At 65.8% G+C, this 17,052-nt stretch carries 15 protein-coding genes and 1 tRNA gene; 6 read left to right on the top strand and 10 right to left on the bottom strand.

What is annotated here, in order from left to right; translation table 11 throughout:
- Positions 1-9 precede the first annotated feature (9 nt).
- Together ASF81_RS04925 and ASF81_RS04920 are read left to right on the top strand one after the other, a co-directional pair.
- On the top strand, positions 10-393 hold the full coding sequence (locus ASF81_RS04925; RefSeq protein ID WP_055805731.1) for a hypothetical protein: 384 nt from the start codon (positions 10-12) through the stop codon (positions 391-393).
- A 66-nt stretch (positions 394-459) separates the two neighbouring features.
- Positions 460-744: a GNAT family N-acetyltransferase gene (locus ASF81_RS04920; protein WP_055805728.1), complete on the top strand. Its 285-nt coding sequence runs from the start codon at positions 460-462 to the stop codon at positions 742-744.
- 42 nt (positions 745-786) lie between these two features.
- Here the strand turns inward: ASF81_RS04920 and ASF81_RS04915 are convergent, their stop codons facing one another.
- From ASF81_RS04915 to msrA, 6 genes are all read right to left on the bottom strand, one after another.
- Positions 787-1,773 (bottom strand): SDR family oxidoreductase, encoded by a 987-nt coding sequence (locus ASF81_RS04915; RefSeq protein ID WP_055805725.1) that lies wholly within the window; start codon positions 1,771-1,773, stop codon positions 787-789.
- A gap of 78 nt (positions 1,774-1,851) precedes the next feature.
- On the bottom strand, positions 1,852-2,169 hold the full coding sequence (locus tag ASF81_RS04910; protein ID WP_039248149.1) for a hypothetical protein: 318 nt from the start codon (positions 2,167-2,169) through the stop codon (positions 1,852-1,854).
- 111 nt (positions 2,170-2,280) lie between these two features.
- Positions 2,281-4,245, bottom strand: coding sequence for a glucans biosynthesis glucosyltransferase MdoH (gene mdoH, locus ASF81_RS04905; protein WP_055805722.1), 1,965 nt, complete (start codon positions 4,243-4,245; stop codon positions 2,281-2,283).
- 153 nt (positions 4,246-4,398) lie between these two features.
- Positions 4,399-6,246 (bottom strand): acyltransferase family protein, encoded by a 1,848-nt coding sequence (locus ASF81_RS04900; protein WP_235559240.1) that lies wholly within the window; start codon positions 6,244-6,246, stop codon positions 4,399-4,401.
- 86 nt (positions 6,247-6,332) lie between these two features.
- Positions 6,333-7,655 (bottom strand): VOC family protein, encoded by a 1,323-nt coding sequence (locus ASF81_RS04895; RefSeq protein ID WP_082503459.1) that lies wholly within the window; start codon positions 7,653-7,655, stop codon positions 6,333-6,335.
- Between the two features lie 71 nt (positions 7,656-7,726).
- A complete protein-coding gene (gene msrA, locus ASF81_RS04890) occupies positions 7,727-8,377 on the bottom strand; it encodes a peptide-methionine (S)-S-oxide reductase MsrA (RefSeq protein ID WP_055805710.1) in 651 nt (216 codons plus the stop codon).
- A gap of 139 nt (positions 8,378-8,516) precedes the next feature.
- On the opposite strand from msrA, the gene ASF81_RS04885 reads away from it, so the two are divergent.
- Positions 8,517-8,606: transfer RNA gene (locus tag ASF81_RS04885), tRNA-Ser, on the top strand.
- Between the two features lie 639 nt (positions 8,607-9,245).
- Here ASF81_RS04885 and ASF81_RS04880 read toward each other — a convergent pair.
- From ASF81_RS04880 to ASF81_RS04870, 3 genes are read right to left on the bottom strand one after another with little or no spacing between them, the layout of a single operon-like run.
- Positions 9,246-9,896, bottom strand: coding sequence for a 2-dehydro-3-deoxy-6-phosphogalactonate aldolase (locus ASF81_RS04880; protein WP_055805707.1), 651 nt, complete (start codon positions 9,894-9,896; stop codon positions 9,246-9,248).
- On the bottom strand, positions 9,893-10,783 hold the full coding sequence (locus ASF81_RS04875; protein ID WP_055805703.1) for a 2-dehydro-3-deoxygalactonokinase: 891 nt from the start codon (positions 10,781-10,783) through the stop codon (positions 9,893-9,895). The genes ASF81_RS04880 and ASF81_RS04875 overlap by 4 nt, the downstream gene beginning before the upstream one ends.
- Position 10,784: 1 nt before the next feature.
- Positions 10,785-12,359: a sodium/sugar symporter gene (locus ASF81_RS04870; RefSeq protein ID WP_055805699.1), complete on the bottom strand. Its 1,575-nt coding sequence runs from the start codon at positions 12,357-12,359 to the stop codon at positions 10,785-10,787.
- 190 nt (positions 12,360-12,549) lie between these two features.
- On the opposite strand from ASF81_RS04870, the gene ASF81_RS04865 reads away from it, so the two are divergent.
- From ASF81_RS04865 to ASF81_RS04855, 3 genes are all read left to right on the top strand, one after another.
- Positions 12,550-13,323: an IclR family transcriptional regulator gene (locus ASF81_RS04865; RefSeq protein WP_055805696.1), complete on the top strand. Its 774-nt coding sequence runs from the start codon at positions 12,550-12,552 to the stop codon at positions 13,321-13,323.
- Between the two features lie 100 nt (positions 13,324-13,423).
- A complete protein-coding gene (locus ASF81_RS04860) occupies positions 13,424-14,173 on the top strand; it encodes an SDR family NAD(P)-dependent oxidoreductase (RefSeq protein WP_055805692.1) in 750 nt (249 codons plus the stop codon).
- Position 14,174: 1 nt separating this feature from the next.
- Positions 14,175-15,977: an IlvD/Edd family dehydratase gene (locus tag ASF81_RS04855; RefSeq protein WP_055805690.1), complete on the top strand. Its 1,803-nt coding sequence runs from the start codon at positions 14,175-14,177 to the stop codon at positions 15,975-15,977.
- Between the two features lie 253 nt (positions 15,978-16,230).
- Here ASF81_RS04855 and ASF81_RS04850 read toward each other — a convergent pair.
- Positions 16,231-17,052, bottom strand: an 822-nt coding sequence (locus tag ASF81_RS04850) for a tryptophan halogenase family protein (RefSeq protein ID WP_162237582.1), incomplete at both ends; no start/stop codon positions are given.

Here is a 17,052-nt window from a genome sequence, read left to right as displayed (position 1 = left end):
GGACCGACGATGACGAACGAACCCAATTTCATCGCCGGGCAGCCGTCCGAGGGCAAGGTCGGGGCGCTGATCGCCTGGGCCCTGTTCATCCTGTCGATCCCCAGCGCCAATGTGCTGGTTCTGATCGGGCTGGTGGTGTCCTATGTCACGCGCGGGACGGCGACGGGCGTGGCGCGCCAGCATATCGAGGCGCAGATCCGGCTGTTCTGGTCGGTCTTCTGGTGGACCATCGCGGCCTGGGTCGGGATATTCGTCAGCGCCCTGGCGTCGGTCGTGCTGATCGGCATTCCGTTCTTGCTGCTGTTCCTGCTGGTCTGGTTCCTGCTGAGCGTCTGGTTCACGATCAAGAGCGTGATCGGCCTGCTGAACCTGCTGAACGACAAGCCTATCTAAGGGCCGATCTGAAGCTCGCGGAACGTCCCGGCGGCCCTGGTGGTTGATCCGTCAAAGGAGAATCCGATGGGACAGTTCAAGGACGTCGAAGGCGACAACCGGTTCAAACAGGCGTTCGACGACGACAAGGGCGCGGGTCTGGTCTGGGCCGACTATGCCGTCAAGGGCGATGCGCGGATCATCCTGCATGTCGAGGCCGAGCCGTCGCTGCGTGGATCAGGCGCGGCGGGGCGGTTCATGCAGTCGCTGGCCGACCATGCGCGCCAGACGGGACTGAAGCTGTTTCCGCGCTGCAGCTATGCCGTCGCTTGGCACAAGCGGCACCCAGATTACGACGACGTATTGGCCTAGGAAAATGCCGCCGCCCCGCGATCGCAGGGCGGCGGTTTCGGTTCAGCCGCCGGCGTAGCCGCCGATGATCGGCAGGATCTCGCCGGTGATGAAGCTAGACATCTGGGGCGAGGCCAAGAAGACGTAGGCGGGCGCGATCTCTTCGGGCTGGGCCGGGCGTTTCATCACCGTGTCAGCGCCGAACTTCGAGGTCGCTTCGGCGTCCTTGTCGGCGGGGTTCAGCGGGGTCCAGACCGGGCCGGGCGCGACGACGTTCACGCGAATGCCGGGCGGCGCCAGATGCGTGCCCAGCGAACGGGCAAAGGCGTGGATGCCGCCTTTGGTCAGCGAATAGTCGAGCAGATCCTTGTTGCCCATCAGACCGGTGACCGAGCCGGTCATGACGATGGCGCCGCCGGCCTTCATGTGCGGGACCGCCGCCTTGGTCATGTTGAAATAGCCGTAGAGATTGGTCTTCAGCGTGCGGTCGAAATGCTCGTAGGTCAGGTCCTCGAAGGCGGGGACGTGTTCCTGGAAGGCGGCGTTGGGGACGAGGACGTCCAGGCGGCCGAAGGCGTCCAGCGTCGCCTTGACCGCCATCTCGGCGAAGGCGGGATCGGAGACATCGCCCTTCAACACCACGGCGCGGCGACCCTCGGCCTCGACGGCGGCCTTGGTGGTTTCGGCGTCGGCGTCCTCGTCCAGATGGCAGATGACGACGTCGCAGCCCTCGCGCGCGAACAGGACGGCGACCGAACGGCCGATGCCGGAATCTGCGCCGGTGATCAGGGCGGCGAACCCGTCCAGCTTGCCCGACCCCTTCCAGAAGGGGGCGTCGTACATCGGCGCGGGATCGAGCGCGGCCTCGTCGCCGGGCTTGGTCTGATGTTGTTTGGGGAAGGGCGGTTCGGGGTAGGGGCGGGCGCCGGCCTGCATCGCGCCGGACGGTTTGTCATCGCCGGACGCCTTGTCCTTTGCGTCGATGTCGCGCTGGATGGCGCGTTCCTGATCGGCGATGTCTTCGGCGCGCGCGGGGGTCCGGTCGTCCATGGATGTCGTCTCCTGAAGATGGGGGTCGTCAGGAAAGCGGACGGGCGGGCGGGTCGTTCCGACGGCTCCGCTTCGGTTTTAGCCGACGCGGTGGACGATGGTCTTGATGGTCTCGGCCTTGGTCGGCAGATCGGCGGCGAGACGCGAGGCGATCTCGCGCGCGCCCACCGGATAGGCGTCGCCGCCGTCCGCGATGGCCTTGGCCTTGGCGGCGGCTTCCAGCAACAGCTTTTCCAGACCTTCGATCTCTTCCAGAGCCAGGGCGTGGGCTTCGAGCTGAAGGCGTTTGACGCGATCGGCGGTGGTTTCAGGCGCTTTCATCAGGTCGTAAATCTCGGCCTCGGCCGCGACGAGCCGCAGGTCAGGCTTGGCGTCGGAACCGGTGGATTTGGCCATGGAATCAGGTCTCCCCGCAAAGGTCAGGGGACAGAGTGCGGCCGATCGAGATTGACGTCGAGCGTTGCTGTAACGGTTGTGGCGACACTGTGGCCGCCACGCATCGGTCGATTACCGCTCGGGTGCCCGTGCCGGCACCATCGCAGGCGCAGCGACGGGGGCCAGGACGCCGCCGGCGACCGCACGCAGCGGCGAGCGCGGCGTGTGCAGGACGGCCGGCGAGACGCTGACGCCGTCCTGAACCGGGGTGACCAGATAGCCTTTGGCCGCCAGCTTGTCGCCCGAGCGGACACGCGAAGTCCAGACGGTGATCGGGGCGGCCAGAAGAAGCGGCAGGACGATCGGGGCGAACCAGGTGGCTAGGTCGGGACGGACCGCCAGCGGGATCAGGAAGCCGACGCCGGCGATCATCTGCCAGCGCATGGCGCGGAAAGCGTCCGACCAGGCCAGCCCGTCGGCCTCGCGCTGCTGGGTGGACCAGCCGGTGTCGTGGCCCGAGACGATCTGGATGAAGGCCTTGGTGTTGGCGACCATCAGGATGGGGGCCAGGATGGCGGAGAGGGCGATTTCGGCCGCCATGCCCTTGGCGATGGCGCGACGACCGCCGAAGGCGCGCAGCTCGGCCGGACGGCTGAGGACCAGGGCGGCGCCCATGAACTTGGGCCCGATCAGCAGCACGCCGGACAGGAAGGAGGCCAGCATGAAGGGCGTGAATTGGGGGTTCAGGATGTAGAAGAAGCTGGTCCAGTCGACCGGATAGAACATCTGGATGAACAGGCCGACCATCAGCGACGCCAGCCACAGGGGCGACGACAGATAGGCCATGCAGCCCATCAGCAGCTGAAGACGGCTCATCGGCGACAGGCCCTTGGCCGTGATCAGGCCCAGGTGCTGGAGGTTGCCCTGGAACCAGCGGTGGTCGCGGCGGATGAAGTCGGTGATCGACGGCGGGGTCTCTTCCCACGATCCATCCAGCGAGGCGGTGACGTGCACGGCCCAGCCGGCACGGCGCATCAGGGCGGCCTCGACGACGTCATGGCTCATGATATGTCCGCCGAAGGGCTTGCGGCCCTTCAGATGCGGCAGGCCGCAGCAGGCGGCGAAGGCGCGCGTGCGGATGATGGCGTTGTGGCCCCAGTAGCTGGATTCCGAACCGGTCCAGTAGGCCAGACCGGCAGCGGCGACGCGGCCGTACAGGCGCACCGAATACTGCGACACGCGCGCGAAGATGGTGCGGGCCTTGATGATGACCGGAGCGGTCTGGATCAGGCCGACGCCTGGATTGCGCTCCATGGCGTCGACCATGCGCAGCAGGGTCTCGCCGGCCATGGTGCTGTCGGCGTCCAGGACGATCATGTTCTCATAGGCGCCGCCGAAACGGCGGACCCATTCGGCCAGGTTGCCGGCCTTGCGCTCGGCGTTGTCGGTGCGGCGACGGTAGAAGGCCTTGGAGTTGGCGGCCATGCGGAACGATTGGAACACCGAACGCTCGGCGGCGGCGGCGTCTTCCTTGGTCGAATCGCTCAGCACGAAGATGTCGAAGGCCGACGAGGCGCCCAGACGCGCCAGGCAGGAATCGATCTGGGACAGGCGCGCGAAGGACGAACGGGCGTCCTCGTTGTACAGCGGCATCAGCAAGGCCGTGCGGGTGCGCGGCATCGGCGGATGCGGCGAGAAGGCGAGGTCCGCCTGATCCTTGCCGCGCAGCATGACGAACAGACCCATCAGGCCGCTGACGAACCAGCAGGAGATGGCGGTGATCAGGACCATGAACAGGCTGAAGGCCAGGATCTCGGTGCCGTCCCAACCCTTGCGGGCATAGAGGTAGAACGGCGTGATGGCCGACAGGCCGGTCAGGACGATTGTGCCGGCCAGCAGGGCCAGGCGTCGCGTCGCGACCGTGCGCGGCGAGGTCGCGGGCGTCACGTCGGCGACGGCGTCGGGCGCGGACAGGGACTGAACCGGCATGGCCAGCGGCGCCTCGTCGGGCAGCCACGACCAGCTAGGCGTTTGCGCGCCGTGGATAGTCGTCTCGATTTCAGCCTGTTCGACAGGCCGGATCGCCAGCTTGTTCATGCCGCTCTGGACGCCCCCGAGTGAACCGGATGTCGTCCCGAGGGCTGGGGACGACGCGGAGTGCTGCACTGCAACACGACCTGCATAATCGATCACATTCGCGCGATTTTCAATCACGCAATGTTGATGAAACCAAAAAATGTGGGGGTGAAGTCAGGCGGGAACGTCGAACGAGGCGGCAGCCGGGCGACCGTGCGGCGACTCCGTGGCGACCGACAGCAGTTTACGGTCCAGGACCAAGGCTGCAACCCCCACCCAGCAGACCAGGACGATGGCATACAGGCGCTCCCACCAGCCGACGTTGGCGTCATTGACCGTGCCGGGGAAGACGAGGTGCTTGGTCAGGACCGTCAGGATCGCCATCACGACGAAGGTGACGACGAGGAAGAGCTTCAGGCGCGGCAGGTCGCGGCGTTTGGCCAGGCCCCACAGCAGCAGCATCGGCGCCAACTGAATGCCCAAGGCCAGGTTGATGACCATGTGGCGCGGATCGGGCCAGGGCCACAGGGTCGAGGCCGACATGCCGCCGCCGGCCAGGATGAAGACGATGGCGATGACCCAGGCCGCGATCCGCGCGCCGGTCAGGGCGTAGATGGCCAGGCCGAAGCCGATCCCCGCCAGCCCGGCCATGACGCCGGCGACGAAGACCCCGCCGTTGAAGATGATCGGCGCCTTGGCCGTCGCCCCGCCCAGTTCGCTCAGATACTGGGTCGCATTGTTGAAGCCGGGGTAGGCCAGGATGGCCACGGCGACCACCGTCAGGGCCAGAAGCGGGGCCGCGACGCCAACGCCCAGCAGACGACGACGGCGATGATAGCGAAGCTGCGGCTTCAGCAGGGCCTGAAGGTCCAGCGGCCAGGGCCGGTCGTCCAAGGGCTTCAGCCCCCACAACGGGCGAATGGCCGGTATGCGACGCACGACCTCATAGATCGCCAGACTGCCGACGAAGGTGACGGCGATCAGGGACAGCAGTTCGACCGGCGCCGGCAGGTTGGCCGGGCGGATGATCCAGACGGCCGCGACCAGCACCGTCTGGTGCGCCAGATAGAGGGGGAAGGTGGCCTGGGTCAGATAGTTGAGCGCAGGGCCGCCCCGGTCGCGCAGATGGCGATAGCCGAAGCCCAGGATGGCGACGATCACCGCCCATTGGTCGATGCCGTACACGGCGGCCTTGGGCACGCCCCAGAAGGCCCGCGCGCCGGGATGCCAGACCTGGACCATCATGATCGGCAGGGCGACGGCCGCCAGGGCCAGAGCGATCCAGCGATACCGCTCCATCGTGCGCCAAAGGCTCTCGCGCCCCACGATGCTGAAGCCAAACAGGAAGGCGACCAGCGACAGGGCGTGGTTGTACCAGTCGTTGTGCAGGGTGTTGGTCAGGCCGAACCAGGGAAAGAGCAGCCACCGGATGGCGAACAGATAAAGGATCGGCAGGATCAGCAGACGCGGGCCGGTCAGCGCCTTTTCCAGCCCGTTCTCCAGCCGGTCGATCAGGCCGGGCTGGCGCCACAGAACCACGGCGACCAGGCTGTAGACGGCGATATAGACGATGAACCACAGATGGTTGACCGGCACGCCGTCGGCGAGACCGCTCCAGCCGAACTCATGACCCAGCCAGGCGACGAAGCCGACGACGCCGCCGGGCCAGCCGCCCTTGTCCATCGATTCGATCCAGGACTGGATCGGCACCAAAACCAGGGCGCCGAAGATCAGGGGCGGGACCAGCCGCTCGAACCGGGCGCGGGCGACCTCGCGCGGGGTGCGCCGGAAGGTCATGAACCGCAGGGCGGCGCCCGACACCAGAAACAGCAGGGTCAGCCGCCAGGGATTGGTGACCAGAATCGCCTCACGCATCCACTCGAAGGTGTGGGCGCTGTGGATGTGCCAGTCATAGACCCCGTAAACCAGGCCCACATGATACAGGATCAGCAGGCCGAAGGCGCCGACCCGGATCCAGTCGAGATCGTAACGGCGCTGGGTCGGGGAAGCGGACGGGTTCACGGCCGCGTCTATGATCCGCGTCTGCGCATCAGGCAAGACGCCGGATGGACGCGGGGCGCCGCCAGCCCCGCATCCGGTTGAACGGACTAGACCGTCTCCGCCAGGCCCAAGGCCTTCAGCGTCGCTGCGATCGAGGCGTCCTGTTCGGCGCGGTACAGGGCCATCTCGTCCTGGACCGGGCGGCCCAGCGCCTGTTCGAAATCGGCCTTTGCGGGATCGACGGCATAGGCGGTTTCGCGAGCCTCCGAGCCCAGGTTGGACTGGAAAATGCCGGCGGCGCTGACGGGCAGGAAGTCTTCATAGGTGATGGGTTCGGCGACGACGTGGCCCGAAGAGATCAGGGCGTCGAGGTCGGCGGTTTCGGCGCGGGCGGCCAGACCTTCGGGCGTCGCGCGATAGCGGAACCAGGCCAGGTCTGCGCGGCGCAGCGCGTCCCAGTCGTCGGGCAGGGCGGAGAAGTCCTTCGTCGCCAAGGCTTCGTCATACAGGGCGCGACCGGCCGGGGTCAGGGCGCAGCCGCGCTGTTCGATCTCGCCGAAGCGGGCGGTGTGGGCGCCCGCCGTGGGGCCGTCGGCGCCGGGGAAGGTGATCGCCTCCTGCAATGCCTTGAAGCTGGTCTGGCGCAGCAGGATCGGACAGGCGCGGGCGGGCGGACCCTCGATGGTTTCTTTGGGCGAAATACCGCGTGCGGGCATGGCGGCCTGGGCCGCATCGATATCCAGGGTGCGCGGCGTCAGGTGGTTGATGTGCGGCCCCTTGAAACTGACCACATCCGCGATCAGTCGGTGGGCGACGACCAGCCGTTCGTAAGTCTCGGCGCTGACGGTCGCCTGGGCGTGCCAGCGGAAGGTCTCCAGCAGCTCTGACACGAAACGATCGGCTTGGGCCTCGTCCAGCCCGCCGAAGGTCTCGGCGGTCTCGATCAGCTCGCGCGCGCCGGGGGTGAAGATGTCGCGGCGGGCCAGGGTCTTGGCCGCTTCCGCGCGCAAGGCTTCGTCCTCGATCAACTCCAGCCGCAGCAGCGAGGTGAAGACCCGGAACGGATTGCGCGCCAGGGCCGCCGGATCGACGGGGCGGAAGGCGGTCGAATGGACCGGCACTCCGGCGGGAGCGAGGTTGTAATAGCTGACCGGCTCCATCTCCATCACCGCAAAGGCGCGCGCAATCGTGGCCAGTTCATCGGCCGTGCCGACGCGGATGGCGCCGTGGCGCTCCTCGGACAGACGCGCCAGTTCGCCGGACGCCGCCAGCCTGTCTGCACCGCCGGCGTCGGCTTTCAACGTCTGCGCATTGATGTCCGCCACCAGCGTCAGCAGGTCGCCGTATTGCGGCACCTCGGCCCGGTACATGGCGGACAGGGCGGCCGAAAACCGGCTGCGGATCTCGTCAGGATGGACGAAGGCGGACATGAGCGCTCCCATTTTTCGCCGATCCATAGGCCGACTGGCCGCCGGTTGAAACCCGGCGGCCGTCGCAAGGATCAGGCGTCGACGCCGACCCCGATCGGGCAGACCACGCCGGTCCCGCCGATGCCGCAGTATCCGGCCGGGTTCTTGGCCAGATAGCCCTGGTGATAGCCCTCGGCGTAGAAATAGTCGCCCGCCGGTTCGATCTCGGTGGTGATCGTCCCGCGGCCCGACTTGGTCAGGGCGGTCTGATAGGCGTCGCGTGACGCATCGGCTTCGGCCTGCTGATCGGCGTTCAGCGTGTAGATGGCCGAGCGATAGGTGGTGCCGATGTCGTTGCCCTGGCGCATGCCCTGGGTCGGGTCGTGGTTCTCCCAGAAGGCCTTCAGCAGTTCGGCGTAGGTGATGACGCTCGGGTCGAACACGACCTTCACCACCTCGGTATGACCCGTCCGGCCGGTGCAGGTCTCCTCATAGGTCGGGTTGGGCGTGATTCCGCCGGAATAGCCGGCCGAGGTCACCCAGACGCCCGGCAACTGCCAGAAGATGCGCTCCACGCCCCAGAAACAGCCCATGCCGAAGATGGCGGTCTGGAAACCGTCGGGATAGGGCCCTTTCAGCGGGTTGCCGCTGACATAGTGGTTCACATCGGTGTCCAGCGGCTCGGAGCGGCCGGGCAGGGCGGTCTCGGGCGTGGGCATTTCGGCAGTCTTCTTGAACAGCATTTGGGGCTCCCTCATCGGAAAATGACGTTGAAGTCCATATGGGGATGCGAGAGGCGCTTGCCGAGGGGGCGAGGGTGTTCTATCAGGCCCGCCTCCCGCCGGATCGACCTCCGGCGGCGCGCAAGACGCAGCGTGAAACGGACAGGTGGCGGAGTGGTCGATCGCGCACGCTTGGAAAGCGTGTGTAGGTGAAAGCCTACCGAGGGTTCGAATCCCTCTCTGTCCGCCACCCTGCAAATTTTATCGTAGATTGTCGTAACGTTATTCTCGGGACTGTCTAACCGCAGGTGCGGGGTTTGATAGTCTTCTCGGTCGCGACAGGCGGTTTCGCTGTAGACGACGTAGCAATGTCAAGGCCATGTCCGTATCCCGCTGTCTCTGAACCACAAGGTCCGCACCTCGCCTTCATCGTCCATGAGGCGCCATAGGAACATGCGCTTCCCGCCAATCAAGCCAACGACTTCGTCGAGAGGCCAGCGTGGAGAATTAAAAGGGCGAAGTTTTTTCCAGTCCTCGTGCGCTCTGAGGCTTAAATTTGTCCAGCAGCGGATCGTCTCGTAGCTGACGTCAATCGCGGGCGGGCTATCAGCTCTTAAACGTCACGAAGGCTGAGGCTGAAGCGGAAGAAGAACCATACGGCTTGACGGATCACCGCCTTGGGAAAACGGTGGCGCTTGAACGATAGTGCTTTTACGAAATGCGATCTCCGATCAGACCTTTAGGTGGCCTAAAGTACAGAAGAGTTGGCGTCAGCCTGACAGCGCTAGGTGGAGACAGCGTAGCGTTAGAATGACGGCCAACAGCGACTCGCCCACGCTTACTCAAGCGATGGGCGAGTCGAACTCGGATAATGTTGATCCTCCTGTTTTCAGGCGGACGCTACACAACCGCTTTCTGATCTGCACCAAGTCGCCACGAAGGCTTGCGCCTGGCGGCCAACCTGTTCGGCTGACTGCCCTGGCTTGAATACGGCCGAGCCGATGCCAAAGCCGGAGGCGCCGGCGGAGCGCCAGCCGGACATGCTATCGGGATCGACGCCGCCGACGGGATAGATGCGGGTTTCGGCGGGCAGGACGGCGCGGACGGCTTTCAGACCCTTGGGACCGGCGATCTCGGCGGGAAACAGTTTCAAGGCGTCGGCCCCGGCGTCCAGGGCGGCGAAGGCTTCGGACGGCGTAAAGAAGCCGGGCAGGGACAGCAGGCCCAGGGTCTTGGTCTCGCGGATCACCTCGACATTCGTATTGGGCGAGATGATCAGCTGGCCGCCGGCGTCCGCGACCTCGTACGCCGCCGCGACGTTCAGCACCGTGCCGGCGCCGACCAAGGCGCGGCCGTGCAGGGCCTGGCGCAGGCGGCGGATGCTCTCCAGCGGCTCGGGCGAGTTCAGCGGCACTTCCAGACAGCGGAAACCGGCGGCGACGATGGCCTCGCCGACCTCGACCGCCTCGTCCGGTTTCAGACCACGCAGGATGGCGATCAGAGGGAGGGCGTCCAGGCTTTCGATGGAAACAGGAATCATCGCGATACAGCCTCGTGAATGCGCCACAGGCCCTTGGCCGTGGCGGCGGCGCCGTCCGCGATGCGAACGTCGTGGAAACCGCCCTGCGCCAAGGCGGCGGCATAGCGGCGGCTCAGGGCCTCGGCGCCGATCAGGATGACGGGGCGGTGGTTCGCCTCTGCTTGCGCCGCGACCTCGGCCCCGATCAGCAGGCCCGACAGATAGTCGGCCGAGGACGCGGGCGAAAGGCGTCCGGCCAGGCCCTCGACCCGCACCGAGAACAGGGCGGCGGTGACGGCGGGATCGCGCAGGGCCCGGTCCACGCCGGCCGCGAAGGCGTCGTCGTCCACGCCGGGATCGCCCATCTCGGCGCCCAGGATCGTGCCCTTGCGGATGGCGGCGAAAAGCTCGCCGGTCATGAAGGTCCGGAAATCCGTGACCCGGCCGCCAGCGGTGCGGATCCATTTGCTGTGGGTGCCGGGGCCGACGACCACCGCATCGTCGGGCGCATCCAGGCCGAAGACCTGGGTCTCCTCGCCGCGGATCACGTCCTGAAGTCGGCCGTCCTCGAACACGGCGACGCCGGGCACGAAGGAGACGTGGGGCGCGTCGTCAGGGCTGGCGACGGCGCTGGCCAGATCCGCGACGCCGGCCGGGCAGGGCAGATAGGCCATCTCGCGCCACCGACCCCGCGCCCCGGCCATGCCGCTGACCAGGACCGGCAGGCCGTCGTTCAGCCAGTCGCCGGCGACTTCGTCCAGCACGCCGCGAAACCGATCCGGCGCCAGACCGCCCGCGCCGCGCGGGTCGGAGCGGCTGTCGAGCACCGCGCCACCCTCGGCGATCCGTACGACGCGTAGATTGCTGGTGCCCCAGTCGACGCCGATCAGGCGGGCGGCTTCGCTCACCTCACCACCAGATCGTATAGACCAGGATCAGGAAGGCGATCACGCCGACCCCGGCCAGGTTGAAGCCCAGCGAGGTCTTGTAGCTGATCTTGTCCAGCTTGATCTTCATGGCGTCGGGCTTGGCCGGAACCAGCAGAGACACGATCACCGCCGCGATCAGCGAGACGACGAACACGACCGCGACCCGGTTCATGAACGGGAAGATGAACTGACCGGTCTCCTGCAGCCACCAGAAGACGGCCGACAGCAGGACCGAGCCGATGGCGGCAATCAGGGCGCCCGCTTCGGACGCGCGCTTCCAGAACAGGCCCAGCATGAAGATGACCACGATGCCGGGGGTGAAGAAGCCGGTGAACTCCTGGATGAACTGGAACGCCTGGTCGAAGCCGCCCAGCAGCGGGCGGGCGGTCAGGATGCCGATGATCACGGCGACGACGGCGGCGATGCGGCCGACCGTGACCAACTGATGTTCGGGCGTGTCCTTCTTGATCTTGGCGTAGAGATCAAGGGTGAAGATGGTCGAGATCGAGTTCACCTTGGACGCCAGCGAGGCGATGATGGCGGCGATCAGGGCGGCGAAGACCAGGCCCTTCAGACCGACTGGCAGCAGGTTCATCATCGTCGGATAGGCCTGGTCCGGCGCCGACAAAATGGGAGCCAGGATCAGCGCCGCCATGCCCGGCAGCACCACGATCACCGGCATCAGCAGCTTCAGATAGGCGGCGAAGGCGATGCCCTTCTGCGCTTCCGGCAGCGACTTGGCCGCCAAGGCGCGCTGAATGATGTACTGGTTGAAGCCCCAGTAGCTGATGTTCATGACCCACAGTCCGCCCAGCAGGACAGCGATGCCCGGTAGCTCCTGATAGTGCGGATTGTCCTTAGACAGGATCATGTCGAACTTGTCCGGGAACTCGGTCAGCAGGGTGTGGAAGCCGGCGATCGCGCCGCCCGCGCCGCCGATGGTCGACAGGGCGATGAAGCCGATGATCAGGCCGCCGCAGACCAGCAGGGCCACCTGCACGATGTCGGTCAGGGCCACGGCCTTCAACCCGCCCCACAGCTGATAGGCCAGGGCGAACACGCCGATGGCGACGATGGCGTAGTCCTGATTGAAGCCGGTCACGGTGTGGACGGCGATGGCGCCCAGCCACAGGATCGAGGTCACGTTCACGAAGACGTAGAGCAGCAGCCAGAAGACGGCCATTACATTGCGGATCGTCGGCCCGTACCGTTGCTGCAGGAACTGCGGCATGGTCACGATCTCGTTGCGCAGGAAGATCGGCAGGAAGAACTTGCCCACGATCAGCAGGGTCAGCGCCGCCATCCATTCATACGACGCGATGCCCAGGCCGATCACATAGCCCGAGCCGCTCATGCCGATGATCTGTTCGGCCGAGATGTTGGCCGCGATCAGCGAGGCGCCGATGGCCCACCACGGCAGGCTCTTCGAGGCCATGAAATAGTCGGTGGAGGTCTTCTGTTCGCCGGCCTTACTGCGTGAGACCCACTGGGCCAGGCCGAAGATGAAGATGGCGTAGATCGCCAGAATCGCCAGATCGATGCCTGCGAGCGACATGGTGCACTTCCCCCGATGCGCCCGTGTTCGGGCTTAGGTCGAAGCCTAGGTTAGCCCCCGGTCAGCCGCAATGGACTTTTTATATGCGCTTGTGTATTTTACCTGCGGTAATGTAGCTTTCGTGTTCCAAGCCTCGGCTCCCTCCGCGACGATGGCGAGGGCAACGTAGGGCCCACGCGACAGGAATCCCATGACCGATCAAGACGCCGCCGACGATCGCAAATATCGCGCGCCCGCCTTGGAGAAGGGCCTCGACGTTCTTGAACTGCTGTCGGCACAAGGCGAGCCGATGACGCCGTCGCAGATGTCCGTCACCTTGGGACGTTCCGTCAGCGAACTGTTCCGTATGATTCAGGTGCTGGAGTTCCGCGGCTATATCGAACAGTCTTCGGACGGCTATCGTCTGACCAACCGCCTGTTCACGCTGGGCATGACCCAGGCGCCGATCAAGTCGCTGGTCGATGTCGCCATGCCGGCCATGCGCGATCTGGCGTCGGCGACGATGCAGTCGTGCCACCTTGTTGTGCCGTCCGGCGATCAGATCGTCGTCATCGCGCGGATCGAGAGCCCCGGCGACCTCGGCTATTCGGTGCGGATCGGGTACCGGCGCAGCATCCTGCACGCCACCTCGGGCTTGATGTTCTATTCGCGGGCCAACGAACGGGCACGGGCGCATCTCAAGGAGACATTGGTCGGCCTGTTCGGAGCAAAAGCGGTGAACGAGTTCGCCGCCCGCTCGGAAGCGATGACCCAAGGCGCCTATGTGGAGCGGGCCAGCGACTTCGTGAAAGGCGTCACCGATCTGGTGGCGCCCATCATGGGGGCGGACGGCGTGATCGCCACCTTGATTACGCCTTTCATAGAACAGGCCCCGATGATCTGCACGAAGGATGAGGCAGCGGCGCTGCTGGTGCGGGCTGCGGAGGTGATTTCGGAGCAGATGGGCGCAGTTTCCCAGGCTTGACGCCGACGCCGACCATTTTTTGTTGACGGCAACAAGTTTCATTTGTGAAAAGGGCCTTGGGCCGCGCAGACGACCCTCCGGCCTGGGGAGGCCCGCATCCATGGCTGCCATCTATACCGACCTGAAAGGCAAGATCGTCGTCGTCACCGGCGGCGCCGGCGGTATAGGCGAGAGCATCGTGCGCGCCTTTCACGCCCAGGGCGCGCGGGTCGGCTTTCTGGACATCGACGCCGGCCGCGGGGCGAAGTTCCAGGCCGAATTGGGGGAAGGCGCGCTATTCGTCGCCTGCGATCTGACCGACATCCCGGCGCTGAAGGCCGCTATCGGCTCAGTGCGTGACGCCTTTGGTCCCATCGACGTCCTGGTCAACAACGCGGCCCACGACGAGCGTCACGCCACGCTGGACGTGACCGAGGATTATTGGGACGGCCGCATGGCCGTGAACCTGAAGCACCAGTTCTTCGCCGCACAGGCCGTGCTGCCGGACATGCAGGCGACGGGCAAGGGCGCCATCGTCAATCTGGGGTCGACCTCCTGGGTCATCGGCCAAGGCGGTATGGCCGCCTATACGGCGTGCAAGTCGGCGGTGATCGGCCTGACCCGTTCGCTGGCCCGCGACTTCGGCCAGTTCGGCGTTCGGGTGAACGCCGTGGCCCCCGGCTGGATCATGACCGAGCGCCAGCTCGAACTTTGGGTCACGCCGGAAACCGAAAAAGACATCTACGCCAACCAGTGCCTCAAGCGCCGGCTCGTCCCGGACGACATCGCCCGCGTGGTCGTCTTCATGTGTTCGGACGAGGCCGGGGCGATCACCAATCAACACTATGTCGTCGACGGCGGCTGGACCTGAAATGACCGACAATTCCAAGACCGCAAAGCCGCTCCGCAGCCGCGCCTGGTTCGACAATCCGGAAAACCCGGACATGACGGCGCTGTATCTCGAGCGCTATCTGAACTACGGCCTGACGCGCAAAGAGCTGCAGTCGAACAAGCCGATCATCGGCATCGCCCAGACCGGTTCGGACCTGTCGCCGTGCAACCGACACCATCTGGTTCTGGCCGCGCGCGTCCGCGAAGGCATCCGCGAAGCGGGCGGTATCGCTATGGAGTTCCCGGTCCATCCGATCCAGGAAACCGGCAAACGCCCCACCGCCGGTCTGGATCGCAACCTGGCCTATCTGGGTTTGGTCGAGAGCCTCTACGGCTATCCGCTGGATGGCGTCGTCCTGACCATCGGCTGCGACAAGACCACGCCCGCCTGCCTGATGGCCGCCGCCACCGTGGATATCCCCGCCATCGCCCTGTCGGTCGGCCCGATGCTGAACGGCTGGCACAAGGGCGAGCGCACCGGTTCCGGCACCATCATCTGGAAGGCGCGTCAGATGATGGCGGCCGGAGAAATCGACTATGACGGGTTCATCGAACTGGTGGCGTCGTCCGCCCCGTCGGTGGGCTATTGCAATACCATGGGCACGGCGACGACGATGAACTCGCTGGCCGAGGCGCTGGGGATGTCGCTGCCCGGCTCGGCCGCCATTCCGGCGCCGTACCGCGAGCGCGCCCAGGTCGCCTATGAGACCGGCCTGCGCATCGTGGAGATGGTGCGCGAAGATCTGAAGCCGTCGGACATCCTGACCAAGGAAGCCTTTCACAACGCCATCGTCGTTAACTCGGCCATCGGCGGCTCCACCAACGCCCCGATCCACCTGACCGCGCTGGCGCGCCACGCCCATGTCGATGTGCCGCTTCAAGACTGGCAGACCGAAGGCCTGCACGTGCCGCTGCTGGTCAATCTCCAGCCCGCCGGCGACTATCTGGGCGAGGACTATTTCCACGCCGGCGGCGTCCCCGCCGTCGTCTCCGAACTGATGAAAAAGGGGCTGATCAACGAAGACGCCCTGACCGTCACCGGCAAATCCATCGGCCAGAACTGCAAGAGCGCCGCGATCCAACTGCCCGATGTCATCAAGAGCTTCCACGCCCCGATGAAGACCGACGCCGGCTTCGTCGTCTTCAGCGGCAATCTGTTCAACTCGGCCATCATGAAGCTGAGCGTGATCTCGGACGAGTTCCGCCAGCGCTACCTCTCCAATCCCGACGATCTGAATGCCTTCGAGGGCCCGGCTGTCGTGTTCGACGGGCCCGAGGATTATCACCATCGCATCGACGACGAGAGCCTGGGCATCACCGAACAGACCCTGCTGTTCATGCGCGGCGCCGGCCCCATCGGCTATCCGGGCGCGGCCGAGGTCGTGAACATGCGCCCGCCGGCATACCTCATCAGGAAGGGCGTCAGCGCCCTGGCCTGCATCGGCGACGGGCGTCAGTCCGGTACCTCCGGCTCGCCCTCGATCCTGAACGCCTCGCCTGAGGCGGCGGCGGGTGGAAACATCGCCCTGCTGAAGACCGGCGACCGGGTCCGCATCGATCTGAACACCGGCCGCGCCGACATCCTTATCTCCGAGGAGGAACTGTCCGAGCGCCGCCAGGCGTTCGAGGCGGCAGGCGGCTACAAATACCCCGCCTCCCAGACCCCGTGGCAGGAAATGCAGCGCGACGTGGTCGGCCAGCTGGAAACCGGCGCCGTGCTGGAGCCCGCCGTCAAATACCACCGCATCGTCGACACCATCGGCCTGCCGCGCGACAACCACTGACGGCCCTAAAGCGTGATCGGTCGAGGAGGGATCGCTTCGCGATTCCGCTGACGCCGTGAATCAGGCTCCAGGATTTCGCTCTAGGCGTCGCCGCCTTGTTGCAGCGGCGGCGCCTTGCAGTTGGCGGCGATGAAGGCCTCGTGGGTCGGCATCCGCGCCACGCCCTGCTGGATCATCGCCTTCATTTTCTGCAACCATTGCTGGACACGGCCTTGATGTCGGCCTGGATGCCCGCGCCGCCGCCGCTGTCGGNCGGCGGCGCCTTGCAGTTGGCGGCGATGAAGGCCTCGTGGGTCGGCATCCGCGCCACGCCCTGCTGGATCATCGCCTTCATTTTCTGCAACCATTGCTGGACCTGCTCCAGAGGGATGGTCTCCGTGATCGGATCATGCCGCTCGGGAATGACGCCCTGGCCGAGCAGCACGGCGATCCAGCTTGTCTCCTGAAACAGCTCGTCCTCATATCGGAAGATGCGGCCCCGGCTGCGGAACTGGTCCATCTTCTGCTTCAGCGTCTCGGGAATCGGCATGGCCCGCACGYGGCGCCACAGAGGCGAGTCGTCGCGCGCCGTGGCGTGATAGTGCAAGATGATGAAGTCGCGGATGCGCTCGGTCTCCAGCCGCATCATGCGGTTGTAGTTGTCGATATCGGCCTRGGCGAAGCCGGTGTCGGGGAAGTGCAGCAGCAGTTTTGATATGCCCGACTGCACCAGATGGATGGAGGTCGATTCCAGCGGTTCCAGGAAGCCCGACGCCAGACCCAAAGCCAGACAGTTCTTGTTCCAGGTCCTCTTTCGGCGACCGGTGGTGAAGCGCAGGAAGTTCGGTTCGGCCATCGCCTCGCCGTCCAGGGAGGCGCGCAGCCTGGCCTGGGCCTCATCGTCCGAGATATAGGGGCTGCAATAGACATAGCCGTTGCCGGTGCGGTGCTGCAGCGGAATGCGCCAGCGCCATCCCGCCTCAAGGGCCGTCGATTGGGTATAGGGCGTCGGATCGCCGACCCGGGTGCAGGGCATGGCCACCGCACGGTCGGCCGGCAGCCAGTGGGTCCAGTCCTCGTAACCTGTCTTCAGCGC

Source organism: Brevundimonas sp. Leaf168, from assembly GCF_001423685.1.
GTDB lineage: Bacteria > Pseudomonadota > Alphaproteobacteria > Caulobacterales > Caulobacteraceae > Brevundimonas > Brevundimonas vesicularis_C.
This window is presented reverse-complemented; position numbering and strand designations above follow the sequence as displayed.